This is a genomic window from Nocardiopsis sp. SBT366 (assembly GCF_001083815.1).
Classification (GTDB): Bacteria; Actinomycetota; Actinomycetes; order Streptosporangiales; family Streptosporangiaceae; genus Nocardiopsis; species Nocardiopsis prasina.
Genome location: NZ_LAVM01000008.1, coordinates 1 through 25,155, shown reverse-complemented (window position 1 = coordinate 25,155; position 25,155 = coordinate 1). Strand labels below are relative to the sequence as shown.

20 protein-coding genes and 1 riboswitch are annotated in these 25,155 nt (G+C 71.8%); of the genes, 6 read left to right on the top strand and 14 right to left on the bottom strand.

All coding sequences use genetic code 11. The annotated features are described in order from the left end of the window. Positions 1-14: 14 nt before the first annotated feature. The 7 genes from ADX84_RS03755 to ADX84_RS03725 all read right to left on the bottom strand — a co-directional run bounded on the left by ADX84_RS03755 (position 15) and on the right by ADX84_RS03725 (position 6,479). Complete coding sequence (locus tag ADX84_RS03755) at positions 15-680, bottom strand: hypothetical protein (protein ID WP_049567537.1); 666 nt, start codon at positions 678-680, stop codon at positions 15-17. Between the two features lie 91 nt (positions 681-771). Further along, positions 772-996 (bottom strand): hypothetical protein, encoded by a 225-nt coding sequence (locus tag ADX84_RS03750; protein WP_049567534.1) that lies wholly within the window; start codon positions 994-996, stop codon positions 772-774. A 111-nt stretch (positions 997-1,107) separates the two neighbouring features. Continuing rightward, positions 1,108-2,139: a LacI family DNA-binding transcriptional regulator gene (locus ADX84_RS03745; protein ID WP_049567526.1), complete on the bottom strand. Its 1,032-nt coding sequence runs from the start codon at positions 2,137-2,139 to the stop codon at positions 1,108-1,110. Positions 2,140-2,276: 137 nt separating this feature from the next. Continuing rightward, positions 2,277-3,674: a GH1 family beta-glucosidase gene (locus ADX84_RS03740; RefSeq protein WP_049567523.1), complete on the bottom strand. Its 1,398-nt coding sequence runs from the start codon at positions 3,672-3,674 to the stop codon at positions 2,277-2,279. 190 nt (positions 3,675-3,864) lie between these two features. After that, positions 3,865-4,719 carry a MetQ/NlpA family ABC transporter substrate-binding protein gene (locus tag ADX84_RS03735; RefSeq protein ID WP_049567520.1) on the bottom strand — a complete coding sequence of 285 codons (855 nt, stop codon included), beginning with the start codon at positions 4,717-4,719 and terminating at the stop codon, positions 3,865-3,867. 75 nt (positions 4,720-4,794) lie between these two features. After that, complete coding sequence (locus tag ADX84_RS03730) at positions 4,795-5,526, bottom strand: methionine ABC transporter permease (RefSeq protein WP_049567517.1); 732 nt, start codon at positions 5,524-5,526, stop codon at positions 4,795-4,797. Next, positions 5,523-6,479, bottom strand: coding sequence for a methionine ABC transporter ATP-binding protein (locus tag ADX84_RS03725; protein WP_049567514.1), 957 nt, complete (start codon positions 6,477-6,479; stop codon positions 5,523-5,525). The genes ADX84_RS03730 and ADX84_RS03725 overlap by 4 nt, the downstream gene beginning before the upstream one ends. Positions 6,480-7,156: 677 nt before the next feature. Between ADX84_RS03725 and ADX84_RS03720 the strand changes: the two genes are divergently transcribed. Together ADX84_RS03720 and ADX84_RS03715 are read left to right on the top strand one after the other, a co-directional pair. Further along, positions 7,157-8,269 (top strand): hypothetical protein, encoded by a 1,113-nt coding sequence (locus ADX84_RS03720; RefSeq protein WP_082206281.1) that lies wholly within the window; start codon positions 7,157-7,159, stop codon positions 8,267-8,269. A 603-nt stretch (positions 8,270-8,872) separates the two neighbouring features. Next, on the top strand, positions 8,873-9,973 hold the full coding sequence (locus ADX84_RS03715) for a hypothetical protein (protein WP_049567511.1): 1,101 nt from the start codon (positions 8,873-8,875) through the stop codon (positions 9,971-9,973). A 79-nt stretch (positions 9,974-10,052) separates the two neighbouring features. On the opposite strand, the gene metE is transcribed toward ADX84_RS03715, so the two are convergent. Beyond that, entirely contained in the window at positions 10,053-12,329 is a 2,277-nt protein-coding gene (gene metE / locus ADX84_RS03710; RefSeq protein WP_049567508.1) for a 5-methyltetrahydropteroyltriglutamate--homocysteine S-methyltransferase, read from the bottom strand. A 156-nt stretch (positions 12,330-12,485) separates the two neighbouring features. After that, positions 12,486-12,666: riboswitch (cobalamin riboswitch) on the bottom strand. A 250-nt stretch (positions 12,667-12,916) separates the two neighbouring features. Here metE and ADX84_RS03705 point away from each other — a divergent pair. Together ADX84_RS03705 and ADX84_RS03700 are read left to right on the top strand one after the other, a co-directional pair. After that, positions 12,917-14,458, top strand: a complete 1,542-nt coding sequence (locus tag ADX84_RS03705; RefSeq protein WP_049567505.1) for a polysaccharide deacetylase family protein — start codon at positions 12,917-12,919, stop codon at positions 14,456-14,458. Between the two features lie 267 nt (positions 14,459-14,725). After that, positions 14,726-16,168, top strand: coding sequence for a polysaccharide deacetylase family protein (locus ADX84_RS03700; RefSeq protein WP_369801052.1), 1,443 nt, complete (start codon positions 14,726-14,728; stop codon positions 16,166-16,168). 64 nt (positions 16,169-16,232) lie between these two features. On the opposite strand, the gene ADX84_RS03695 is transcribed toward ADX84_RS03700, so the two are convergent. The 3 genes from ADX84_RS03695 to ADX84_RS03685 all read right to left on the bottom strand — a co-directional run bounded on the left by ADX84_RS03695 (position 16,233) and on the right by ADX84_RS03685 (position 19,448). Beyond that, positions 16,233-17,372, bottom strand: coding sequence for a quinone-dependent dihydroorotate dehydrogenase (locus ADX84_RS03695; protein WP_049567496.1), 1,140 nt, complete (start codon positions 17,370-17,372; stop codon positions 16,233-16,235). Then, positions 17,369-18,292 carry a proteasome assembly chaperone family protein gene (locus ADX84_RS03690; protein WP_049567492.1) on the bottom strand — a complete coding sequence of 308 codons (924 nt, stop codon included), beginning with the start codon at positions 18,290-18,292 and terminating at the stop codon, positions 17,369-17,371. Before ADX84_RS03690 ends, ADX84_RS03695 begins: the two co-directional genes overlap by 4 nt. A 193-nt stretch (positions 18,293-18,485) precedes the next feature. Continuing rightward, positions 18,486-19,448 (bottom strand): GlxA family transcriptional regulator, encoded by a 963-nt coding sequence (locus tag ADX84_RS03685; protein ID WP_053107247.1) that lies wholly within the window; start codon positions 19,446-19,448, stop codon positions 18,486-18,488. A 111-nt stretch (positions 19,449-19,559) separates the two neighbouring features. On the opposite strand from ADX84_RS03685, the gene ADX84_RS03680 reads away from it, so the two are divergent. Further along, positions 19,560-20,300 (top strand): hypothetical protein, encoded by a 741-nt coding sequence (locus tag ADX84_RS03680; protein ID WP_156208021.1) that lies wholly within the window; start codon positions 19,560-19,562, stop codon positions 20,298-20,300. 88 nt (positions 20,301-20,388) lie between these two features. Here ADX84_RS03680 and ADX84_RS03675 read toward each other — a convergent pair whose 3' ends face one another. Next, positions 20,389-22,155, bottom strand: a complete 1,767-nt coding sequence (locus tag ADX84_RS03675) for an ABC-ATPase domain-containing protein (protein ID WP_049567479.1) — start codon at positions 22,153-22,155, stop codon at positions 20,389-20,391. Positions 22,156-22,505: 350 nt separating this feature from the next. Here ADX84_RS03675 and ADX84_RS03670 point away from each other — a divergent pair, with 350 nt between their 5' ends. Continuing rightward, positions 22,506-23,747 (top strand): glycosyltransferase, encoded by a 1,242-nt coding sequence (locus ADX84_RS03670; protein WP_049567477.1) that lies wholly within the window; start codon positions 22,506-22,508, stop codon positions 23,745-23,747. Positions 23,748-24,337: 590 nt separating this feature from the next. On the opposite strand, the gene ADX84_RS03665 is transcribed toward ADX84_RS03670, so the two are convergent. After that, positions 24,338-24,760 (bottom strand): hypothetical protein, encoded by a 423-nt coding sequence (locus tag ADX84_RS03665; RefSeq protein ID WP_049567472.1) that lies wholly within the window; start codon positions 24,758-24,760, stop codon positions 24,338-24,340. A 12-nt stretch (positions 24,761-24,772) separates the two neighbouring features. Continuing rightward, a partial coding sequence (locus ADX84_RS03660) for a PhzF family phenazine biosynthesis protein (protein WP_049567469.1) occupies positions 24,773-25,155 on the bottom strand: 383 nt, incomplete at its 5' end.

Sequence of the window (25,155 nt, the reverse complement as noted above, 5' to 3'; positions counted from 1 at the left end):
CCGGCACGGGCCGCTCAGACCTGGGAACCGACCCTGACCTCGTAGGTGCCCAGCTCCCCGGCGTCCACGAAGAGTTCGTCGTCGGCCTCCAGGGCGGGAGTGGCCACCGGCAGCAGCGCGCGGACCCGTCCGGGCCCCGACACCAGCCAGTCGTGGCCGGGCGCGACCCGGCCGCGCCCGTTCTCCCTGTCGTCCACCGAGGTGCTGAGTTCCACCGCGTCACCGGAGAGATCATCGGCGGTGGTCAGGACCGGGCCGAGGATCAGTTCCACCGGCTCGCCCGCCTCGTCCAGCCACAGGCAGGCGGGGGTGTAGGCGCTCGTGGGCCCCGACCCCCCGGCCAGGGCGGCCACGCCCACCCGGGCCGACCGCGCCTCGGGCGCCACCGCGTCGTCCACCCCGCGCACCAGCTCGGGGCCGATCTCGAACACGCGGTCCCCCACCCGCACCGGCACCGGCGCGGTGGGCGCGACCGGGGCGCACATGCGGGCCTCGGGTTCGACGATGATCTCGATCGCGCCGTCCACGGCCCGCTCGTGCGCGGCCGCCAGGGCGTCGTTCCCGCCCTCCAGCAGTTCGCCGAGGCTCCGCGTCCCCGGGCTGCCCATCACGTCACCGTCGTCCAGCGCCCCCACGCGCGCGCCGCCACCGCTCGGTGACAGATAGGTGACCCAGCGCAATGTTCCTCCACGTTTGCTCACGAGTCCCATTGGGCTCGGTGTCGGGTGCCCTCGAAACGGGCATGGGGAGCCGCTCCCCCGGTGGCGCGGTTCAGGAGGCGGCGGTCGACCCGTGTTCCTTGCCGGTTCCGGCGCAGCCCCGACAGGGCTCCTCGACCCGGTGCCAGACGACCAGCCCGTTGACCTCCCGGTGGGGCCGCTCCGGCCGCCACCACCCCGTCCCGGAGCAGAACCGGCAGTGGTTCCCGTTCCGGTCGCACCAACCGCACGCGGAGATCGCGCACCTGGCGTGGGTCGGTTCCCGCGTCGACTTCATGTGCCCCCACCGTCTTCCGCGAAATCGCGACCAGCCTCGCACAGGCGGCACACGCGAGTCCAGCGGTCAGGGGGCTAACGCGCCGGTGGGCGGCCCGCGCCCGTCCGGGGCTCACGCGGAGTCGCGCACCACCAGTCGGGTGTCGAGGAGGATGGTCCGGGCCTCGGCGGTGCGCGGGATCGCCACGTCCACGAGGAGTCGGGCCATCTCCTGGCCCATCTGGACCGTGGGCTGGTGGACGGTGGTCAGCGACGGGTCGCTGTGCTGGGCCATGAGGGTGTCGTCGAAACCGACCAGTGCCACGTCCCCGGGCACGCTGAGGCCGCGTTCGCGCAGGGCGCGGATGGCTCCGACGGCCATCATGTCGGAGGCGGCGAAGACCGCGTCGGGCTCGCCGCCCTGGTCCAGCAGCCGGGCCATGGCCTCGGCCCCGCCCTCGACGCTGAAGTCGCCCTGGACCACGAGGCGCTCGTCCACGTCCCGGTCGGCGGCGGTCATGCTCTCGCGGTACCCGCGCAGGCGCGCCACACCGGCGTTCATGTCCTGCGGCCCGGTGATGGTGGCGATCCTGGCGTACCCGGCGTCCAGCAGGTGGCGGGTGGCCACCCTCGCGCCCTCGAGGTTGTCGATGTCGACGCGGAACGGAGCGGGCTGGGCGTCGGAGTAGGGACGGCCGCCGTGGACCACGGGCACCCCGGACTCGGCCAGGCGCGAGGTGAGGGGGTCGTCGCGGTGCAGGGACACCAGGAGGGCACCGTCCACGTGCGAGCCGCTGAGGTACTCGCCCACGCGCTTGTGCTCGGCCTCGCCCCGGGCGGTGGTGAGCATGAGCTGGAGGTCCCGCTCGTGCAGCACCGAACTCACCCCTCGGATGATGTCGGCGAAGAACGGGTCCGCGAACAGGCGGTCCCGCGACTCGGAGACGACCAGCGCGATCGTGTCCGTGCGTCGGGTCACCAGGGTGCGCGCCGCCTGGTTGGGGGTGTACCCCAGTTCGGCGATCGCGGCGTGGACGGCCTCGCGGGTCCTCGCGCTGACCTGGGACGACCCGTTGATCACCCGGGAGACGGTGCCGCGGCCGACCCCGGCCCGTTCCGCCACCATCTCCAGGGTCGGTCGCTGCCGACCGCCACTCTTGGCCACTTGGGGCTCCTTGGACGTCATGCCGCCGGTCTCCCGGACGGCGGTTGTGTGTGCGCTCGGGCACGGGCCGACCCGAGCGTTCGCGGGGCGCCCGTACGACGGGGCCCCGCGAACGCTCGCTGTCGACCACCGGTGGTCTACCGCGCGGGGAACCGGCCTGTCCTGGCCAGCTCCGCGTACCAGTGTCCGGTGTCCTTGACCACGCGCTCCTGCGTCTCGTAGTCCACGTGGACGATCCCGAACCGGCGGGAGTATCCCCATGCCCACTCGAAATTATCCAGAAGTGACCAGGCGAAGTAACCGCGCAACGGCACCCCGGCGTGGATCGCCTCCCTCGCGGCCCGCAGGTGGCCCTCGTAGTAGTCGGTGCGGTCGGGGTCGTGGACCGCGCCGTCCTCGCTGACCGTGTCCTCGAACGCGCACCCGTTCTCGGTCACGTACAGGTCGACGCCGCCGCTCTCCCCCGCCAGCCGCTGGAGGACGTCGTAGAGGCCGGTGGGGTCGATCTCCCAGCCCATGTGGGTGACGGGCAGCCCCTGGGAGACGTGGACCTCGTCGGGGTCCGCCCCCAGCCAGGCGTCGCCGTCACCGCTGACCAGGGCGGGGTCGATGCCCTTGGCCGAGCCCGCGACGAACTCGGGTGAGTAGTAGTTGACGCCGAGGAAGTCCAGGGGCGTGGAGATGGTCTCCAGGTCGCCCTCCTGCACGAACGAGAAGTCGCTGATGTCGGCGAGGTCGGCCACGACATCGGCGGGGTAGGAGCCCTTGAGCAGGGGGTCGGTGAAGATGCGGTTGCGCACGCCGTCCGCGCGGCGTGCCGCCCGGGCGTCCGCGGCGTTGGCGCCGTGCGGCCGGATGACCGCCTGGTTGTGCGCCAGGCCGATCTTCGAGGGGTGGCCTGTGGAGCGGATCGCCTCGGCTGCCAGGCCGTGGCCCAGCAGCAGGTGGTGGGTGGCCGCCAGGGCGGCCGCGGCGTCCCGGCGGCCGGGGGCGTGGTGGCCGTTCTCGTAGCCGAGGAAGGCGGCGCACCAGGGTTCGTTGATGGTCATCCAGTGGGTGACCCGGTCTCCGAGGGCCTCGGCGACCACCCGTGAGTAGTCGGCGAAACGGTAGGCGGTGTCCCGGGCGGGCCAGCCTCCGGCGTCCTCGAGGGGCTGGGGCAGGTCCCAGTGGTAGAGGGTGGCCCAGGGCTGGATGCCCGCTTCCAGGAGGCTGTCGACCAGGCGGTCGTAGAAGTCGATCCCGGCCTGGTTCACGGGGCCGGTGCCGTCGGGGACGACGCGGGGCCAGGCGACGGAGAAGCGGTAGGCGCCGAGGTTGAGGCGCCGCATGAGGGCGACGTCCTCGGCGTAGCGGTGGTAGTGGTCGTCGGCGGGGTCACCGGTGTCCCCGTTGAGGACCTTGCCGGGGGTGTCGGCGAAGGTGTCCCAGATGCTGCGGCCTCGACCGTCGGCGGTGGTGGCGCCCTCGATCTGGAAGGAGGCGGTCGCCGCCCCCCAGAGGAAGCCTTCGGGGAAGTCGTTGGGGTTGCTCACTTCTTCGGTACGCACCTTCCGTGGCGGGTGGATCGCTTGGGAGCGCTCCCATTCACCGAAGCAGACGCCCCCGCGTGAGTCAACGGAGTCACACCGCCCCGAGATTCAACCGTTACGGTCCGTCTCGGTGGGCGGACGGCCCCGGTGGGACGTCCCACCGGGGCCGATCACGAGGCACGGGAGGCTCGGACTAGTCCGAGCCGGGCCCGACCGGGACCACGATGCCCTGCCAGCGCTCCTCCATGAAGTCGCGCACCTCCTGGCTGTGCAGGAGGTCGTTGAGCCGGACCAGGTCCTCCGACTCCACGTCCTCGGTGCGCACCACCAGGCCGTTGGCGTACGGGTTGTCCTCGGTCTCCTCCCAGGCCAGCGCGTTGGCGGTCTCGGGCAGGTCCGCCTCCAGGGCGTAGTTGCCGTTGACCACGGCCGCGTCCACGTCCTGGAGGGAGCGCGGCAGCTGGGCCGCCTCCACCGGAGTGATCGTGACGTCCAGCGGGTTGTCCTCGATGTCGGACTCCGTGGCCTGGCCGTCCGTGCCGTCGGCCAGGGTGATCACGTCCTGTTCCGCAAGCAGGCGCATGGCCCGGTCCATGTTCGAGGCGTCGTTGGGCACGGCGATCTTCGCGCCCTCGGGGAGGTCGTCCAGGTCCGCGAGGTTCTCGGAGTACAGGCCGAAGGCCTCCAGGTGCACGTCGGCCACGTAGGACAGCTCCGTGCCCGGGTTGCCCTCCAGGTACTCCTCCAGGAAGGGGACCGTCTGGTAGTAGTTCGCGTCGAGCTCGCCCTCGGCCAGGGCCGCGTTCGGCTGGTTGTAGTCGGTGTACTCGACCACCTCGACCGCCAGTCCGGCGTCGGCCGCCAGTTCGTCGTTGACGAACTCAAGGATCTCCGCGTGTGGCAGCGGGGTGGCGCCCACCCGCAGGGTCACGACACCCTCCTCGCCGCCGTCGTCGGACGCCCTTTCGCTGGGGCTTCCACAGCCCGCCAGCAGGACCGCCTCGGCACCGGCCGCGGCGACCCCTCGCAGCACGTTCGTCCCTGTCATCGATGTCTCCTTGCCGTTGGATCCGTATCGCTCTGGAGGGGGGCGGGGGTTGGTGTCGGGGGGCGGAGCCCTGGGTCAGCGCCGGGACAGCCTGCGCACGAGCAGGTCGCCCAGGCTCTGCGCGACCTGCACGATCACGATCAGCAGGATCACGGTGGCCCAGAGGTAGTGGTCGTTGAAGCGCTGGTAGCCCTCGCGGATGGCGAGGTCCCCCAGGCCGCCGCCGCCGATGGCACCGGCCATCGCGGAGTACGAGATGAGCGTGACCACGGTCATCACCAGACCGGCGATCAGACCGGGCATGGCCTCGGGCAGCATCACCTTGCCCACGATGGTGAACTTGCGGGTGCCCATCGCGTGCGCGGCCTCGACCACCCCGCGGTCGACCTCGCGCAGGGAGGTCTCCACCAGGCGGGCGAAGAACGGGATGGCTCCGATGCTGAGCGGCACGATCGCGGCCGTGGGGCCAAGGGTCGTGCCGACCAGGAAGCGGGTGAGCGAGAGCACCGCCACCATGAGCACGATGAAGGGCAGCGAACGGCCGATGTTGACGATGGCGCTGAGCACGGCGCGCACCGCCGGGGCCGGAACGAGACCGCCCTTGTCGGTGGCGACCAGGAGCACGCCCAGAGGCAGGCCGACCAGGACGCTGAAGACGGTCGCCCACCACACCATGTAGATGGTGTCCTGGGTGCCGAGCCACAGGCTGGGCCACATGTTGGGCCAGTCCGCGAGGAAGTCGCCGATGGCGGAGACGGCGTTGCCCTCCTGGGCGAGGACGAGGACGTCGGCGGGGTTGATGGTCACTTTCCGGCCTCCTCGACCAGCAGGCCGTGCTCGGACAGGTAGCTGAGCGCCTCACGGCGGCGCTCCCCGCGCATGTCGACGCTGAGGCGCCCCACGGACTGCCCGGCGACCTGTTCCACGCCGCCGCCGAGGATGTTCACGTCCACGTCGAAGCGGCGGGTGAGTTCGGACATGAAGGGCTCGTCGAAGGAGCGCGGGTAGGTGATGACCACGCTCTGGGGGCCGCCGTTGTCCGGCAGGGGGAAGAGCGAGCGCGCCAGCAGGGAGCCCGGGGTCCCGATGAGGTCGAGCACGCGGCCGGACTCCAGGAACTCGCCGTTCTCCATGATCGCCGCGGAGTCGCAGATCCGCTTGATCACGTCCATCTCGTGGGTGATCAGCAGGATCGTCAGACCCAGTTCGTCGCGCAGGCGGCGCAGCAGGGCCAGGATCGAGTCGGTGGTGGCAGGGTCCAGGGCGGAGGTGGCCTCGTCGCTCAGCAGGACGTGGGGGTCGGAGGCGAGGGCGCGGGCGATGCCCACGCGCTGCTTCTGCCCACCCGAGAGCTGGGAGGGGTAGGCGCGCGCCTTGTCCCCCAGGCCCACGAGTTCCAGGAGTTCACCCACCCGGGTGGCCCGCTTCGAGCGGGAGACCCCGGCGACCTCCAAGGGGAAGCCGACGTTGCCCGCGACCGTGCGGGAGGAGAGCAGGGCGAAGTGCTGGTGCACCATGCCGATCCCCCTCCGGGCCGCGCGCAGACGGGCGCCGCGCAGGGAGGTGAGTTCCTCGTCCCCCACGCGCACGGTGCCGCTGTCGGGGCGTTCCAACAGGTTCACCGAGCGCAGGAGGGTGCTCTTTCCCGCACCGCTCTGGCCCACGACCCCGAAGATCTCGCCGGACTCGACATGCAGGTCCACCCCGTTCAGGGCGTGCACCTTGCGTTTCTTCAACCTGTAGGTCTTGTGTAGACCCACTGCGTCAATCACGGTTTTCCCATCGACGTCTGGCGGTGGTGTCCCGGAGGCCGCTCGCGGACACAGGAGGGCTCTGGACTCAGCGTGGGTCTGACGCCCACACCCGAGCGTACGAAGCGCCCACCTGGCGGGCGACGGCGACGCGCCGGTACGTCCGGCGGTCACGGGGGCGTGTGGAGGGCGGCCCCGAGGGGTGGCCCGGCACGGGGCCGGACCGGCTCGTTGTCAGAGGTGACTAGCGGGGCATGCGACAGCGACCGCCGGGCAGCGGAACGCACCGCCGGGTGGTGTTCGCCGTGGTGGCGGGGGTCGCTTTGCCGTGCTCAGGAGCCTTCACGGCACCAACTCAACCATGGCTGACCGGGTCGGTTCAGCAAAATACTTGACCTGAATGTGGTTATTTAGAACACATCGAGGCCTTTGTGGGAGAGACGTACCGTACTCTCCCACCCGAAAGTCCTCATGAGTGCCTACACTCATTATCGTCCCGTGACTCTTCATGGGCGCGCACGCGCCATGAGCACCGAGGGCAGCTGGCAGCCGCAGGCCGCCGCGCCCGCCCGGGAAAGACGATCAGACGCACCCACAGCGCCCCCTGCCCGCAGGCAGGGGGACGCGCGTGGGCCTGAGGAGACCACACCGTGCAGTTCGAGGACACAGCGCAGACCGAAGACACAGTGCACCCCGGTGGTGCGGTGGGGTCCGGTCGTCCACGGGGCACCGCCGACGACCACGCGGACTTCTGGGCGCCCGATCCCCCGGCCCGTACGCGGCATGAGGCCCTGGCCGACCTGGCCGAGGGCGCGCGAGCGCTGTCCGCCTCGGCCGGGTCCGCGCTGGCCTCCCTCGTTCGTCCCGGTGGCGCGCGGGTGGCCGCGCTCTCCCTCTCCCTCATGGCCGCCACGGCGCTGGTCCCCCTGTCCGCCTCGGCCGCCCCCGCCCCCGGGCTACCGCCCCGGGAGCCGGAGAGCATGAGCGACCTCAAGTCCCGGGCCGAGACCCTGACCGAGGAGTACGAGGGCGAACTGCGGGACATGGAGGCGGTGATGGAGGAGGCCGAACGGGCGCAGGGACGCGCCGACGGCACCCGCGAGGAGGTCGGGGAGGCCCGCGACCAGGTGGTCTCCCTGGCAGTGGCCACCTACACCAGCAGCGGGATCGACCCGGCCATGTCGCTGTTCGTGGAGGCCGAACCGGACGAGGTCATCGACCGCGCCGTGGTCATCGACTACCTGACCACCACGAACCAGGAGAAGATCGACCACCTCAACCAGGCGCTCTCCCGCGACGAGGTGGCCCAGCAGAACGCCCAGGAGCGTCTGGACGAGGCCTCGGAGGACCTCACCGAGCTGGAGGACCGCAGGTCGGAGGTGCACGTCCTGATCGCCGACCACCCGAACCAGCCCATGCAGTCGCACAACAGCATCACGCCCCGCACGGAACAGATGCGGGACCTCGTGATCGAGGAGTTCGGACGGGGCGACGACGTGGGCGGGGTCGGCTGCTACCGACCCGACGGCGGCTTCGTGGTCGGCGAGCACCCCAAGGGCCGGGCCTGCGACTTCATGCTGGATCCGAACGGCGGCATGCCCAGCCAGGAGGAGATCGACCGCGGCTGGGCGATCTCGGAGTGGGCCATGGAGAACGCCGACGACCTCGGGATCATGTACATCATCTACCGCCAGCAGATCTGGGACGTGCGGCGCGGCGACGAGGGCTGGCGGGCGATGTCCGACCGGGGCAACATGACCGAGAACCACTTCGACCACGTGCACATCTCGATGTTCTGACCCTTGGGTCCCGGTGGCGGGCGTGTTCCCCCTGGCCACAACCGGCCACAGGGGCAACACGACGCGCACGGTTCCGCGGTGCGGCGCGGTCGCGCAGGTCATGGGCGGCCGCGGGGCCACACGCCCGGTGGCCCACGGGCGTGATGTCGATGCGCTCCAATACCCGAGAGCCGCTGCCCCGTCCACGCGAGGACATCACGATTAAGTCTCGCAAATGACCAACTGGTGTGTCAGAAGCACGAAACGGTGACGATTCACCCTCCTACCCCAGGTCCGACCTGCCCTGTTGACACCGGTCAGGGCTAAGATGCAAGGCGTCCCGACCCCTGGCCTGCGGGGACCGACCCGCTGGCTCCACACACGGCGGTCGGCGCCCCGTTTGAACCGGGGACCTCCTCACGACACGGGGAACTCCCGCCCTCGCCCGTCCGCTCTCGCCCGCGGTCACGGCGTCCGAGGCGGGCCCACCTCCCCCACGGTTCCCCGTGCTGTCACCCACCCGGCGATCCGCCGGTGGCCAGATCACGGGAACTCGTGAGAACTCACGGGCGCGAACGTGCGCCTCACACATGACGGTCACCACATCACCGGGCGAGGGGAGCCATGAGCGAAAACGGACCTTACAACCAGCCACCGCAGAATCCTTACGGCGGCGGGGACGGCACCGGCGGACAGCCGCCCTACGGCCCGCCGCAGGGAAACCCCTACGGTGACGCCGCCACCGGCGGACAGCCCGGCTACGGGCAGGGCCCCTACCCGGGCGCACCCGGTCACGAGCAGGGCCCCTACCCCGGTGCCCCCGGCCACGACCAGGGCATGTACGCGGGCGGCCAGCCGCCCTACGGCCCCGGCCCCGGCGGCCCCATGGGCCCGGGCGGTCCTATGGGCCCCGGCGGTCCCATGGGCCCCGGCGGGTACCCGCCCGCGCAGCCGCCCCAGCAGGGCGGCGGAGGCAGCAAGGCCGGCCTGTGGGTGGTCATCGGCGGCGGTGTGGTCATCGTCGTCCTGGTGATCGCCGTGGTCGTCATGCTCGTCACCAACGGCAACGGCGGCGAGGAGATCGCCTCCGGCCCCGACGAGACCTCCGAGGTCACGGAAGAGGAGGAGCCCGCCGAGGAGGAGTCCGAGGAGGAGGCCCCCGCCTCGAACAGCGCCCTCGGCGACCCGCCCCACGCCCTGCCCACCGAGCCCTGCGAGTCCTTCACCGACCAGGTGCAGACGGACTTCGTCCTCCGTGACAGCGGCAGCAAGTACGTCTCCGACAACACGTCGAGCTGCTCCAACCTCGGCGACCTCCCCGAGAGCAGCTCCACCGAGGGCTTCGGCTCGCTGGAGGTGGGCTTCAAGCTCCCCTACAGCGCCAGCGACTCCCCGGAGGCCGCCTCCGAGGACATCCAGTACACGCTGGAGCGCATCCGGGGCGAATCCGAGTCGGACCGCTACGACGCCGAGGACATCGAGGTGGACGAGGAGGTCGAGGGTCTCGGCAGCGAGGCGCACCTGGTCATCACCAAGTCCGACCTGCTCGGGGACAAGCTCCCCGAGGCCAGCCTGCTGATGCGTCAGGACAACCTGATCATCACGGTGACCTACTACCTCGACACCACCCGAGGCGACCACGACGGCCTCGTCCTTCCGGACAACACCGAGGACATCATGGTCAACGCCGCCAACGAGGCTCTGGCCATCGTCGGGGACAGCTGACCCGTGCGAGCCGCGTAGCGGTGAGGACACCGAAGGGGGCCGCGGCGACGCCGTGGCCCCCTTCCGCGCGTTCGGTCCCCTAGGCGAGGTCGGCGCGGACCCGGCGGGCCGCCTCGACCATGTTGCGCAGCGCCTGCTCGGCCTCCGCGTAACCACGGGTCTTCAGACCGCAGTCCGGGTTGACCCACAGGTTCCCGGCGTCCACGTGCGTGGCCGCGAGCCGCAGCGAGGTCTCGATCTCCTCGACCGAGGGCACCCGGGGCGAGTGGATGTCGTACACGCCCGGGCCGATGCCCCGCTTGTAGCCGCGCTGGCCGAGGGCCTCCACGAGCTCCATGCGCGAACGAGCCGCCTCGACACTGGTGACGTCGGCGTCCAGCGCCTCGATGCCGCCGACGATCTGGTTGAACTCCGAGTAGCACATGTGCGTGTGGATGGTGGTGCTGGCCGCCACCCCGGAGGTTGCCAGGCGGAAGGAGTTCACCGCCCAGTCGAGGTAGGCCTGGCGCTGCTCCTCGCGCAGGGGCAGCAGCTCACGCAGGGCCGCCTCGTCCACCTGGATGTGGCGGATGCCCGCCCGCTCCAGGTCCGCGACCTCGTCGCGCAGGGCCAGACCCACCTGGCGGGCGGTCTCACCCAGCGGCTGGTCGGTACGGACGAACGACCAGGCGAGCATGGTGACCGGTCCGGTCAGCATGCCCTTGACGGGCTTGTCGGTGCGCGACTGCGCGTAGGTGATCCACTCGACCGTCATCGGCTCGGGGCGTGAGACGTCGCCGAACAGGATCGGGGGACGCACGCAGCGCGAACCGTAGGACTGCACCCAGCCGCGCTCGGTGGTCGCGTAGCCCTCCAGCTGCTCGGCGAAGTACTGGACCATGTCGTTGCGCTCGGGCTCGCCGTGGACGAGGACGTCCAGGCCGATCTCCTCCTGGAGCGCGATGACGCGGTCGATCTCCGAACGCAGGGTGCGCTCGTACTCCTCCGTGGCCAGCTCGCCCCTGCGGTGCGCGGCGCGGGCGCGGCGCAGCTCGGCGGTCTGCGGGAAGGAGCCGATGGTGGTCGTGGTGAGCGTGACGTCGGTGGGAGCGCCACGGTCCTCGGGACGCTCGTAGGCGTCCTGGCCCAGAGCGTCCAGACGGGCGCGCACACGGGCGTCGGTGAACGACGGGTTCCCGGTGGCGGCCGCGTCGAACCCGGCGTCCTCGCCCTCGGTGAGGACCCGGCCGAGCAGGGCCACCTCCGCCGCCTTCTGCTTGGCGAAGGCCAGGGCCGCGCGCAGCTCGGGGGCGAGCGAGGTCTCGGCGTCCAGGTCGATCGGCACGTGCAGCAGCGAGCAGGAGGTGCTCACGGTGAGCTCGTCGGTGAGGGCGAGCAGAGTGCCCAGCTCAGCCACGGCGGCGGGCAGGTCCGTGCGCCACACGTTGCGGCCGTCGACGACGCCGGCGACCAGGCGCGTGGAGCCCAGGCCGGAGACGGCGGCCAGATCCTCGACGCCCTCGGAGTCGGTGACGAGGTCGAGGCCGACGGCCTCCACCGGGGAGTCCTTGAGCACGCGCAGGGCGGCGGCGCCGATGGAGCCGAAGTAGGTGGAGACGAGGAGGGAGGGACGGTCGGTGAGGGCGCCCAGGCGCTGGTAGACGCGCTCCAGGTGGCCGACGGCGGCGCGGCCCTCGTCGGTGGCCAGGATCGGCTCGTCGAGCTGGACCTCGGAGGCCCCCGCGGCCCGGAGGTCGGACAGGAGCCGGGCGTAGGCGTCCAGGAGCTGGTCGAGGAGCTCGATGGGCTCCCAGCCCTCGGGAGCGTCGTCGGCGGCCTTGGCCAGCAGGAGGAAGGTCAGCGGTCCGACCAGCACGGGGCGGGTCTGGAACCCGGCCTCCGAGGCCTCGCGGAACTCGGTGACGGGCTTGTCACCGACCAGGCGCGGACGGGTGCTGGGAGAGAGCTCGGGGACGAGGTAGTGGTAGTTGGTGTCGAACCACTTGGTCATCTCCAGGGGCGGGGCGCCCTGTTCGCCCCGGGCGAGCGCGAAGTAGCGGCGCAGGTGCTCGTCCCGCTCCTCGGCCTGTGCCGGGGAGGAGAAGCGAGCGGGAACGAGGTCGAACAGGACCGCCGTGTCCAGCACCTGGTCGTAGAAGGAGAAGGTGTTGGACGGCAGGTCGTCCACGCCCGCCTCCCGCAGCTGGGCGTAGACGCCCAGGCGGAGTTCGGAGGCGACGGTGTCGAGCTCGGTGGCGGTGGTGTCGCCCTTCCAGTAGGACTCACTGGCGCGCTTGAGTTCGCGGTCGGGGCCGATGCGCGGGTAACCGTGCACGGTGGAACGCACGGACGGCCCGGAGGCCGGGGTGCTGGGCATGGAGCTTCTCTCCCTCGTCGAAAGCCGGGTACCGGCCGCGAGGCGAGCGAGGACGCGGACACAGCGAGGAACGCCTCGCGGCGCATGGCTGTCTCCGCCCTCGGCCCTCCCTCGGGGCACGGGACCACCGACGGCACGGGTGCGCCGCCGGGCGGAGGCAGGTCTTCGGACTCGTGGGCTCCTCCGGCGTTACCGCCGGGCCTCCTACTGGTCGACGCTTCCCGGTTTCCGACTTTTCCGGTCGGATCACCAGTGCTTATGACGACGTTCGTTCCCACTCACCGCTGCGGGGCAGTCCCGGACTCGCACCGGGTTCCCTCTTTCGACACGCAACGCCCGCCCCGGAGGGGTTCCGGGGTGACCAAGGGTGGAGCGTGTACCTTCCACGGGTGCAAGTATAGGGAGCGCCCCCTCCGCCCATGCACTCGGCGTGGCCCTTGCCCACCCGGCGTCAACCCACGCCGGGACCGCGGCATCACAACCGACAACCAGCGTTACGTGGGGGAGCGCTCCCCCGCCTCCCCCACGAACGTTCGTCTGACGATGAACGTGGAGAACCCCAGGTGAAGCAGCAAGACCGGCAGACCATGGCTCCCGACCAACCCCTTCTCACGGTCGCGATCGCGATGGTCGTCCTTCTGGGGCTGGTGCTGTCGGCGGCCCGACCACCCGGACTGTTGGAGGACAGTGCTCTGGCGGGCGGCGACGGCGCTCAGCCGACCGAGAACGGGGATCGGACCCCGGCCACAGGCGAACCCGACCAACTGACCACGGTCTCCCCCGACGCGGTTCCCGGAACGGAGGAGGTCACCCTCCCCTATGAGGGAGGGGCGGACGTCTCCGTCACCTACCCGTCCATCCCGAACGCCGGGCCGCTGTCCGACTTCCTGGACCGCACCCTGACCGCCCAGGTGCACGCCTTCGAGGCGGCCAACCCCGGGGCGCGCGCGTTCCTCGGTGAGTGGGGGCTGACCGCGGCCGAGGACGGGATCGTCGGTGTGCGGATGACCACCACCGAGACGGACTCCGAGGAGACCCGGGAGGGTCACAGCACCTACTGGTACGAGGTCGACACGGGCGCGGTGCACGGCTCCAGCCGCCTCCTCGCCGGACAGGCGGAGCTGGCCGAGCTCAACGAGCGGGTGCGCGAGGCGGTGTCCGACACCGACGCCTCACCCTCGGCCCTGTATCCGATCAGCTCGCTGTACGACTCGGTGGGCTTCAACCCGGACGGCGACCTCGTGGTGGAGTTCGACGCCGGGCAGGTGGCCCCGGCCAGCGCGGGCCGGGTACACGCGGTGCTGCCCCGGGACGAGGCCGAGTCGCTGCTCTCCGACCTCGGGCTGCGGGTGCGCGAGGCCGCGACCACGGGAGTGCGCGAGTTCAGGATCTCCGAGGCTCCCGAGGCCGAGAAGGACGGCTCGTCGTCCCAGGCCGCTCCGGGTGTGCTGTCCCCGCGTGACGACTCCGTCGACTGTTCCGACCCCGCCGCCAAGTGTGTCGCGCTCACCTACGACGACGGCCCCGGCGGGCGCACACCCGAGCTGTTGGACGCCCTGGCCGCGCACGACGCCAAGGCCACCTTCTTCGTCACCGGCCTCCCGGTCACCGAGCACCCGTGGGTGGTGCGGCGCACCTACGCCGAGGGGCACGAGGTGGCCAACCACACGCTGGACCACCCCGACCTGACCGAGATCTCGAAGGGTGCGGCCCGCGAGAACCTGGAGGTGACGCAGGCCCTGGTGTACCGGGAGACCGGATACACGATGGACCTGATGCGGCCGCCCTACGGGGCCACCAACGACCGGGTTGCCGAGGTCACGGCGGAGCTCGGGCTGGCGCAGATCCTGTGGAGCTCGGACACCAACGACTGGCGGGACCGCAAGGCGAGCGTGGTGCGCAAGCGCGCGCTGGGCGGCGCCGAGCACGGCGCGATCATCCTGATGCACGACATCCACCCCACGACGATCGACGCGTCGATCGACATCATCCGTGAGCTGGACGACCGCGGGTACAGCATGGTCACGGTGTCGCAGCTGCTCGGCACCGCGGAGCCGGGCCGCGCCTACGTCGACGGCGTCCCCGAGGAGGAGCCCGAGGAAGGCGACGCCCCGGACGGCTCGGAGTAGCCCGACCTGCCCGAACTGCCCGACCTGCCCGAACTGCCCGACCTGCCCGACCAGCGTCCCGGCCCCCGGTCCGGTGTCCACATGTGGACACCGGACCGGGGGCCGGGGTGTTCTCCCCTATGTTGCTCCCAGCGACCGTGAGAGCACCTCCTAGAGGGACGAGGGAGTCGGGTTTTGGCTTCGAGGAGAGTTGGACCGGGCCGGACCGTTCCCCCGCCCCGTTCCGGCCGGGGACACCCGTTCTGGCCGGGAACCGCGCTGGTGCTGCTGGCCCTCCCGCTGGCCGCCTGTGAGAACGGTGCCGTGAGCGTGGGCGCGGGCGATCCCCAACGGTTCACCGTGCTGGCGGACGGGGCCGGGGAGGGTCTCGGTGAGTGGCGCGGCGGCGCCGGGGACTTCACCGGTCACCCCCACGAGCCGGAGGGGGTGGAGGTCAGCGTCGCCTACCCGGAGTTCGAGGGCGCCGAGGCCTTCGCCGAGGATCTCGCCGCACGGGTGGACCAGGAGGTCCGGGACTTCCGCGCCGGAACCCGCGATCCCGTGAGCCTGGACATCGGCTGGGAGCTGGTCGCCGCGGGGGACGGCGTCCTCGGGGTCCGGCTGGTCCGCACCGAGGAGGACATGCACGGGCTGCGGGAGGGCTACTCGACGTACTGGTACGACGCCCGCGACCTCTCGGTCTCCTACTCCACCCAACTCCTGCTCGGGCAGGCGGAGCTGGCCGAGCTCAACACCATCGCGCGCGAGGAGCTCGCCGACGACGAGAACGTGGACCCCGACGCCCTGCACCCGGTGCTGCGGACCTACGACTCGATCGGATTCAACGCGTCGGGTGACCTGGTGGTGGAGTACGACGACGGGCACCTGTCCCCCATCGTCGACGGACACGTCCCCGACAGCTCCCCGGGGCGCAGGACCGTGGTGGTCGGGCACGAGGTGGCCGGGCCCCTGCTGTCGGGCCTGGGCGAGCGCGCCAGGGAGGCCTCCCTGGTGGCGGAACCCGACCTCGACCTGCCCGAGGCCGCGGCCAACGACGACGCCGACGGACCACCACCAGGGGTGGTCACCGCCGGTGACCCCGAGGTGGACTGCCGGGACGGCGAGACCAGGTGCGTGGCCCTGACCTTCGACGACGGCCCGGTGGAGGCCACTCCGCACCTGCTGGACATCCTCGCCGAGGAGGAGGTGACCGCCTCCTTCTTCCTCAACGGCGGCCCGACCCTGACCCGGCCGAGCGTGCTGCGGCGCGCCTACGCGGAGGGGCACGAGATCGCCAGCCACGGCGACGAACACGAGCACATGAACAGGATGGACCCCGAGCACCTGGCCGCGCAGACGGCGGCGGTGAGCGCGATGGTCCGGCGGCAGACCGGGTTCACGGTGGAGCGGTTCCGGCCGCCGTTCGGCGCCACCAACGACGACGTGCACGCGGAGATCGCCGCGCAGGACATGGCGGAGGTCGCGTGGACAGTGGACAGCCGGGACTGGGAGGGTCACGCCCCGGACGAGATCGTGGAGAACGTGGTCGCCGGGGTCGGGCCGGGCGCCGTGGTGCTGCTGCACGACCCCCAGCCCGCCACGCTCGCGGCGGTCCCGGAGATCATCGAGCGGCTGCGCGAGAAGGACTACGTGTTCGTGACCAGTGGTCAGGCCCTCGGCGGCACCGAACCCGGCAACGTCTACCCGCCCGACTGGGACGGCGACTGGTAGGAGCGGTCCCGCGAACGCCAGCGGGCGGCCGGTGGGGGATCCCACCGGCCGCCCGCGTCGTCGGTCAGCTCGCCTCGGGGGTCTGCCTGACCACCGTGAGCGCGGGGGCCGGGGCGTCCGAGCCCACGGCCTCCTGGACGGACCGGTAACCGGCGGCGCGGACCAGACGTACCAGGCCCCGGTGGATGCGGCGGGGCCAGAGCGGACCGCCGTAGATCAGCCCGGTGTACCCCTGGACCAGGGTGGCACCTGCGCGGATGCGGGCCCAGGCGTCCTCGGGGGTCTCGATGCCGCCGACCGCGACCAGGGTGACCCGGTCACCCACACGGGAGCGCAGGCGGCGCAGGACCTCCAGGGAACGCTCCTTGAGCGGGGCGCCCGACAGGCCCCCGGCCCCGGCGGCCTCGACCTCGGTGTCCGGGGTGTCCAGCCCGGCGCGGGAGATCGTGGTGTTGGTGGCGATGATCCCGTCCAGGCCCTCGGCCAGCGCGAGGTCGGCGACGGCGTCGACGTCCTCGTCAGCCAGGTCCGGAGCGATCTTCACCAGCAGCGGCAGCTCGGGGCGGCCCGCCTCGGCCAGGGAGGCGCGGACGGCGTTGACCAGGGGAAGCAGCTGCTCAACGCCCTGGAGGTTGCGCAGGCCCGGAGTGTTGGGCGAGCTGACGTTGATGACCATGTAGTCGGCGAAGGGGGCCAGCCGCAGCGCGCTGAGGGCGTAGTCGGCGGGCGCGTCGGCCTCGGGCGTGACCTTGGTCTTGCCGATGTTGATCCCGAGCACGGGCCCGCGGCGCTGGTGGTGCAGGCGCTCGGCCACCAGCGCGGAGCCCTCGTTGTTGAAGCCCATGCGGTTGACGATGGCGCGGTCGGCCACCAGACGGAACAGCCGCGGCTTGGGGTTCCCGGGCTGGGGGTGGGCGGTCACGGTGCCCACCTCGACGTAGCCGAAGCCCAGGGCGGCCAGGCCGCGCGGGCTCTCGGCGTTCTTGTCGAAACCGGCGGCCATGCCCAGCGGGCCGGGGAACTCACGGCCGAAGGCGTGCACGGTCAGCTCGGGCTCGCGCGGGCCCAGGACCCTGCCCATGGTCTCGGCCACGCCGGGGACGGCGGTGACGCCGCGCAGGGCGGCGAAGCTCAGCTTGTGCACCGTCTCCGCGTCCATGTGGCGCAGGACCGAGCTGAAGAGGATCTGGTAGAACACGGTCATCCGTTTCCGTCTCCCTCGCGTTCGGCGAGGAAGCGTTCGAGTTCCGCGCCGAGCTCGTCGGCGGTGGGCAGCCCCGTGCCGTCGTCGGACAGCGGGACCGGCCCGCCGCCCTCCTCGGAGCGCGAGGACATGATGTCGTCGTACTGGCGTTCCAGGTTGGCCACCACGCGCTGGACCTCCTCGGAGGCCGCGACCTGTTCGGCGATCTCCACGTCGGTGGAGGCGGCCACCTCCTCCAGCTCCTCGCTGGGCAGGGCGAGACCGGTCGCCCCGTCCACGTACTCCAGGGCGGCGATAGCCGCCCGGGGGTAGGTGGACTGGGCCAGGTAGCTGGGCACGTGGATGGCGTAGCCCACGAAGTCGTGGTCGTTCTCCCCGAGGCGGTACTCCAGCAGCGCGGAAGCGCTGGCGGGCACCTCGACCCGGCCGATCCACGGGGTGTGTCCCTCGATCAGCTCGGGGCGGGTGGAGTGCGGGGTGACCGTCACCGGCCGGGTGTGCGGCACCGCCATGGGGATGCCGTGGACACTGATGGAGAGCGAGACGGAGAACCGTTCCACGAGGCTGGACACGGCTGCGGTGAAGGCCTCCCACTCGCCGTCCGGCTCGGGGCCGTACAGGACCAGGAAGGGGTGTCCGTCGGCGTCGTGCATCCGGTACAGCGCCAGCTTGGGCGGCGTGTAGTCGGTCCAGACGTTCTCGACAAAGGTCATCTGTGGTCTGCGGCGACGGTAGTCCACCAGGCGGTCGACGTCGAAGGTCACGACCTGCTCGGCGGTGAACCTCTCGAACAACGACTCGGACAACTGGCTGCCAGCGTTTCCGGCGTCGACGAAGCCGTCCAGGCAGACGAGCATCACCAGCCCGGTGACATCGTCGAAGCCGGGGTGGAGTTCGTACAGTTCTGCGGGGTCGCGCACCGGGTTCTCGTCTCCAAAACTGGTCGGGATCGCAGGGGCCGCGACTCACCCGTGCCGACCTGGCGGAGGGTTCCGAGGGGACCCGTGACGGGGTCGCTGTGCCCTGCTTTTCCACAATACCGACCCGGGGCGGGTGGGACCGGACCCCGTGGCCCCGGAGGTGACGACGCCCACACGTTGGGCCGTGGTGTGTTCAGGCACGCCGGTGGACGGCCCGGAAGCGCGAGGGCGGGATCGCGTAGAAGTCCACGAAGACCTGGCGGAGGGTCTCGGCGGAACCGAACCCGCAGCGGGCGGCCACCTCGGTGACGGAGAGGGCGGTGGACTCCAGGAGGTCGGCGGCGGCCTCGACCCTGGCGCGGCGGACCAGGTACGCGGGGGTGCGGCCGGTGTGGGCCAGGCAGAGCCGGTGCAGGTGTCGGGCGCTCACCCCGGCCGTGCGGGCGAGCACGCTCGCGGAGAGATCGCCGTCCAGGTGGTCGCGGATGTGGGTGAGCACCCCGCGCACCAGGAGGTTCTCGGGGTCGAGTGTGGTGAGCACGCTCATCTGCGCCTGGTTCCCGGGCCGCTGGAAGTAGGTGACCAGGACCCTGGAGACCAGCCGCGCCAGGGAGGGACCGTGGTCCTCGGCGACGAAGTCCAGGGTGAGGTCCAGCGCGCTGGTCACCCCGGCCGAGGTCGACACCGCGCCGTCGCGGACGAAGATCGGTGCCGGGTCCACGCTCACCCCGGGGTGGAGTTCGGCCAGTTCACGGGCGAAGTGCCAGTGGGTGGTGGCGCGGCGCCCCTCCAAGAGCCCGGCTTCGGCCAGGACGCTCGACCCGGTGCACACCGAGGCCACGCGGCGACTCTCCCGGGCGAGCCTGCGCACGTGGGCGACCAGGAGGTCGCTCCGTGCCGCGCGCCTGTGCCCCCAGCCGCCGGAGACCACGAGGGTGTCGAGCGGACCCCGGAGGTCCTCCAGCGCCGCCTGGCCCTGGAGGGTGAGCCCGGAGGAACAGCGGACCGGCCCGCCGCCCAGGGTCGCGAGGGTCACCTCGTACGGACGCCCGTCGGAGATGAGGTCGTTGGCGGTGGCGAGGGTGGAGGTGACCGAGGAGATCTCCAGGAGCTCGGCGTCCTCGTAGGCGACGACCACGACCCTGCGTGCGCGCATGTCCGCCACTCCCCCGGTCCGACCGAGTCCGTTCGGACGGGTACCCCAGGATTTCGGACCAACCCCAGCCTACGCCTGGCCCGCACGCCCCCGCCCGCGAAGGCTGGGGACATGACTTCCACACCTTCCGTACGGCGCCCTTCCGAGCCCTCCGTGGCCCCGGGCCATCGGACCAGTGGTGCCGGGGGCGCCGGGGGCGCCACCTCCGGCAACCCGGGCCCCGGGGCCTCCTCCGAGGGCACCCTCGTCACCGGGGACGCGGACATCCGGCCCCTCGAGTCCCGGACCGCCCTGGGAGCCCGGGAGACCGCCACGACGCTCCTCGGGCGCTGGTGGCCCCCGCTGACCGCGGCGACCGCGGCCGCGCTCACCGTCGCCGGTGGCGGCGACAACGGTGAGCTGGTGTTCCTCCTGTTCACCCTGCCGGTCATGTACCTGGGAATCGCGGTGCTGGACCGTCCCGGGACCAGCTGGCTGATGGTGGTCTCGGTGACCGCCCTCCACTTCCTTCTGGAGGCCGCGGGCCTGACGCCCTGGCCGGTCGTCCTGGGGATGGGGGTCCTGCTGGTCGTGCTCGGACTGGTGCGCGGGCCACTGCGACGCCCCGGGGTGTTCGCGCTCCAGACACCGGCGCTGGCGCTGTTCGGCGGCGCCGGGCTCCTCACACTGGTCGTGCCCCCCGAGGCGGCGGTCGCGGTGGTCGCGGTCGGCCTGCTCGCACACGCCGCCTGGGACACCGTGCACTGGTGGACCCGGAAGGTGATCTCCCGGTCACTCGCCGAGTGGTGCATGGTCTACGACACCGCCGTGGGCGCCGCCATCCTGGTGGTCCTGCTGGTCAGGGCGTTCTGACGGTGGTGACCGGGGCTCGGTCAGCGCCGGGCCCCGGTCACCACCGGCTCAGCGGCGGCACCGCCGGCCGAGGGATCAGCGCACGCCGTCAGCGTTGGCGGACCACTCTCAGGGTCCGCAACCGGTTGAGGACGGCGCCGATCTCGTGTCTGCGCGGCAGGGCGTAGTCTCCGCCGAAGTCCGCGCCGAGCAGGGTCACGCCCTCCTTGGCCAGGGCCTCCTCCAGGGAGTCCAGGGCCTCGGCCACGGTCCGTTGGCCGTCCAGGTGTCGGCCCCGGACCAGGGCGCGCAGGGCCAGACCGGCGCCGGTGATCTGTCCGGGGTCCACGAACTGCTCCACCGAGCGCACGTCGATGTCGGCCTCCCCGTAGACCAGCACGTCCATGTCGCGGCGCTTGATCCGGCTCCGTCCCTTCGCGGTGTCGTCGTCCACCGACCCTGGGTCGACCACGCGGGCCCGGGGCAGGGTGAACGCGGCGTCGACACGGTCGTGTGCCAGGGCCCGGGCCTTCTCGGTGACGTCGTGCGGGTGGTAGGCGTCCAGCATGATCACCTGGTCGGCGACGTCGAAGTAGTCGCCGCTCCCGCCCATGACCAGGACCGTGGAGACCCGGTGCTCACGGTGCAGGGGTCGTACCAGGTCCACGAAGGGCACCAGGGGTTCCCGGTCTCCGTGGACCAGGGCCTGCATGCGCTCGTCACGGATCATCAGGTTGGTGGCGGTGGAGTCCTCGTCCACCAGCAGGGTGCGCGACCCGGCCTCCACCGCCTCGCAGATGTTGGCCGCCTGAGAGGTGGAACCCGAGGCGTTCTCGGTGCGGAAGTCGCCGGTGTCGGCACCGGTGGGCAGGTTGCGCACGAAGGGGCTGACGTCCACCCGCTCCACGCCGCGTCCTTCCTCCGCCCGGATCTTGACCGCGTCATCCCTGGTCACGACCTGTTCGCGGCCGTCGCCGGGAACGTGGTCGTACACACCGCGCTCCAGGGCGTGCAGCAGGGTGGACTTGCCGTGGAAACCACCGCCCACGATCAGGGTGATGCCCTCGGGCACCCCCATCCCGGTGACCGTGCCCGCGTGCGGGAGGTCCACGCTGACCCGCAGGCTCTCAGGTGCGGAGAAGGGCACGACGCCCTCCCCCGCCATGGGTTCGTCGCTCACGCCGCTGCGCCGGGGAAGGATCGCCCCGTCCGCGACGAAGGCGACCAGCCCCCGGTCGACCAGCCCCGCCCTGAGGGCGACGGTGTCGGCCACGCTGTCGGCGAAGGCCGTGGCCTCCGCTTCGTCGACCTCGTCCCAGTCGAGGTCGTCGACCAGTGCCGGAAGGGTGCGGCACAGCTCCCGCTCGGCGGTGCGGCCGTCGATCCGGCGGCCGTGTCCGGGCAGGTCCACACCGATCCGGAGGTCGAGGGCGCCGTCCTCGGTGACCTGACACGAGGAGCGGGCGATGACCTCCTGGCCGCCGGTGTCGATCTTCAGCAGCGAACCCCGGAGCAGACGGCGGGCGCGCCGCCCGAGGTAGTCGGCGGTGGCCCGGCGGCGCACCGGGTCGGCGAAGGCGCCCGCGGGGATACCGGCGTCGGGACGCAGCACGCGGATGCGCGAGGGCGGCGCGAAGGGGTCCGCCTGGACCCGCTCCACCGTCAGGGTGAAGTCGCCGAAGTCCCAGTCGCCCTTGAGTGACTTGTAGCGGCCGTAGGAGGCGCCCTGCATCCGCAGGAGTTCCTCGGACAGGCGTGCCTCGTCGCGCACCCCCCGGATGGGTTCGGGTTCGGGCCTGCGGCCCCCGCCTCCGCGGCCACCGCCGCCCCCGCCGTACCTGCGCCCCTGTCCGCCGTTCCCGCGTCGCTCCGTCATCACTTCCCCCGGTGTCGCTACGAACTGGTGCCCCCGCCAGACTAGGACTTCTGTGCCAATCCCGCTCAGGCCCTGTGGACAACCGCGTCCGTGGCCGGGTTGGCGCGGCGCCCGACGCAGCCGCGCGGGGCGCGCTCCGGACCGGATCAGGCCTGCGGCCCGGGCAGCGCGTCCGTGAGGATCGCCTCGAACCCGTCGGCACTCGGGTTCGTCTCGCCCAGCAGGGAGTGCGGGAGGAGGCCGCCGGACGACCCGAAGTGACGCACGACACCCCGCCCGATGGGGACTTTGCCCGGCACCTCCCCGACGGCTAGGTTTCGGGGAGCCCCCTCTCCCGAGGAGTCCGCACCATGAGCACGGTCCTGTTCGCACCGGAAACCTTCAACCTCGCCGAGACGACACGGGCGATCGAGGTCGCACGTCAACTCCGAGGCCGGCACGAGTGCGTGTTCGCCGGGTACTCCGAGCGGTACGCGGGGCTGATCGAGGACGAGGGGTTCGAGTACCACCCGCTCTCCCCGGAGCTCACCGACGAACAGGCCGACCAGCTGATCCGCTTCGACCAGGGCCGTGGCGTGAGCCACCCCTTCACCACGGAGAGGGTCCGGGCCCGGGTCCAGAGCGAACTGGCCCTGAACAAGCTGCTGCGCCCCTCGGCCACGGTCATCGGCACCACGCTGAGCCAGATGATCTCCGCACGTGCCAGCGGGGTCCCGCTGGTCTACGTCAAACCCTTCGCCTACTCGTGGCCGCACCTGCGCCAGGCCGACTCCCTGCCCCTCCTCCGGGGGAACCGCCGCCTGTCCCGCGCGGTCAACACCGGCGCGGCACTACTCCTCCGCGAGGCCGCCAGGTACACCACCCTCAAGCCCGGGGGCTTCTCCAGGGTCGCCCGCGAGTACGGGGTGCGACTCCCCCGCCGAACCGTGGAGGCCCTGGACGGGGACCTCAACCTGGTCGCCTCGATCTCCGGTTACCTGCGCCCCTACCTGCTCCCGCCCCACTACCGCTGGGTGGGCCCGGTCTACGCGAGGCTGCCTCTGGAGGTTCCCCCGGAGGTGGAGCACCTGGTGAAGACCGCCCGCGGAGCCGACCGCCGGGTCGTCTACTTCGCGATGGGCAGTTCCGGGAACCGCGACATCGTCCTGAGGGTCCTGCGCGAACTGTCCCGGCTGCCCGTCACGGTGATCGCCCCGATCGCCCGCTACCTCGAGCCCGGTGACCAGGAGCGACTCGGACCCCACGTGCACGTGTTCGACCTGCTGCCCGCCCACCGGCTCGGCGACCTCGTGGACGCCTCGGTCATCCACGGCGGCGAGGGCACCGTGCAGACCGCCGTCGCCTCGGGGAAACCGTTCCTCGGTATCGGACTCCAGCTGGAGCAGCGTTGGAACATCGCCGAGTGCGTCCGCTTCGGCAACGCCGTGGGACTCACCCCCCACCAGGCAGAGGGGGAACAGCTCCGCCGAGCCCTGGAATCCCTGCTCCGCGACCCCCGCCTGCGCACCCGCGCGGAGAAGCTCCAGCGCCGCCTGGCCGACGTCGACGGAGCCCGGAACGCCGCCGACCACATCCACGAACTCGTCTCGTGATCCCTCGCGCCGAACCCGTCCTCGAACTCGGCGAGGGCGCTCTGACCCGTTGGAGACCGATGTCCTCCCAGGGACGACCCGGGCCGACCACGACGGCGCGAAGACCCCGCGCGGATCCTCCAGCAGGAGACGACCCTGGTCCCCGGTGGTCTGCGCGCCGCCGACGCCTCCGGCGCCACGGTGAGTCCCGGCTGCTGTCCGGCGAGCTGCCCACGACGGCCCCGGCGCAGAGCACCAAGGGGCGGATCAACGATGGGCTTCGCGGAGATCGAGGCGTTCTTCTCCCGGATGTTGGACTCGCCCGGCGTCGACGCGCACTGGGACTCCCGGGCCTCTGGGGTCGAGCCGGGTACGGGGTTCTCGGCCCGACCACCAGAGGGCGACGGCCGGGCAGGAGGGGGTCCAGCACCGACCGACGGGGAGGACGCGGCCCGTCCGGAATCAAGGGGCGCTCCGGTCGGGCCGCTGTCCCGACACCTCCACGGAGGGGGGGTGGGGGGTGTCGTGGAACTATTCTTACCGGACCCGGGACGGCCGCACGGGGAAATCCGGGAATTCGGCGGGATCGGGTTCCCCATGGGTGGTGTGTATCAGGCGAAAGCCGCCCGGAACGCCCGGTCGTGCGGGTCCAAGGGGTCGTCGGACAGGTCCTCCACGAACACCGCCACGAGGTGTCCGCCCCGCTCTTCGACGTCCGCGAGCAGCCGCCGCCACTCGACCAGGTTGGGGTGCCGCAGCTCCGTGCACGCCTCGGCGGGCGCCAGGGCGTCGACGGCCGCCGTGAGGCGCGCGGGCGTGAGTTCGTGGGTGGCGGTGCCCGAGGTGTGTCCGCACTCGATCGCCAGCACGATGGCGGGCAGGGGGCTCGTGCCGACGTTGGTCAGCCCGAAGACCGTCCGGCCGTCCCGGTGCACGCCGACCCCGTAGGCAGCCGGGCGCCGCCACCCGGCGTGGCCCGCCTCGAGCCGCTCGCGGGCGGCGTTGATCTCTTCCCTGGTGGCCCACTGCTCCATGGGGACTCTCCTCTACAGGTCCAGTTCGCCGGTGGCAACGGTGACGGCGTCGCCGCCGATGTGCACGCGGTCACCGTCCAGGCGCAGGTACAGGTCGCCGCCTCGGCGGGAGGCCTGGTGGGCCAGGAACTCGGTGCGGCCGAGCCGCGGCGCCCAGTGGGGGGCGATGACGGTGTGCGCGGACCCGGTGACCGGGTCCTCCGGAACACCCATGGCCGGGGCGAAGCACCGGGACACGGTGTCGTATCCGTCGTCGCCTGGTGCGGTGGCGATCACCATGCGGGCGGGCAGGGCCCGGATGGCGGCGGGGTCGGGGTCGAGAGCTCGGACGGTGGCAGCGTCGGCGAGTTCGACCAGGAGGTCGTTGTTGCCGCCGATCCCGGTCCACCGGGGTT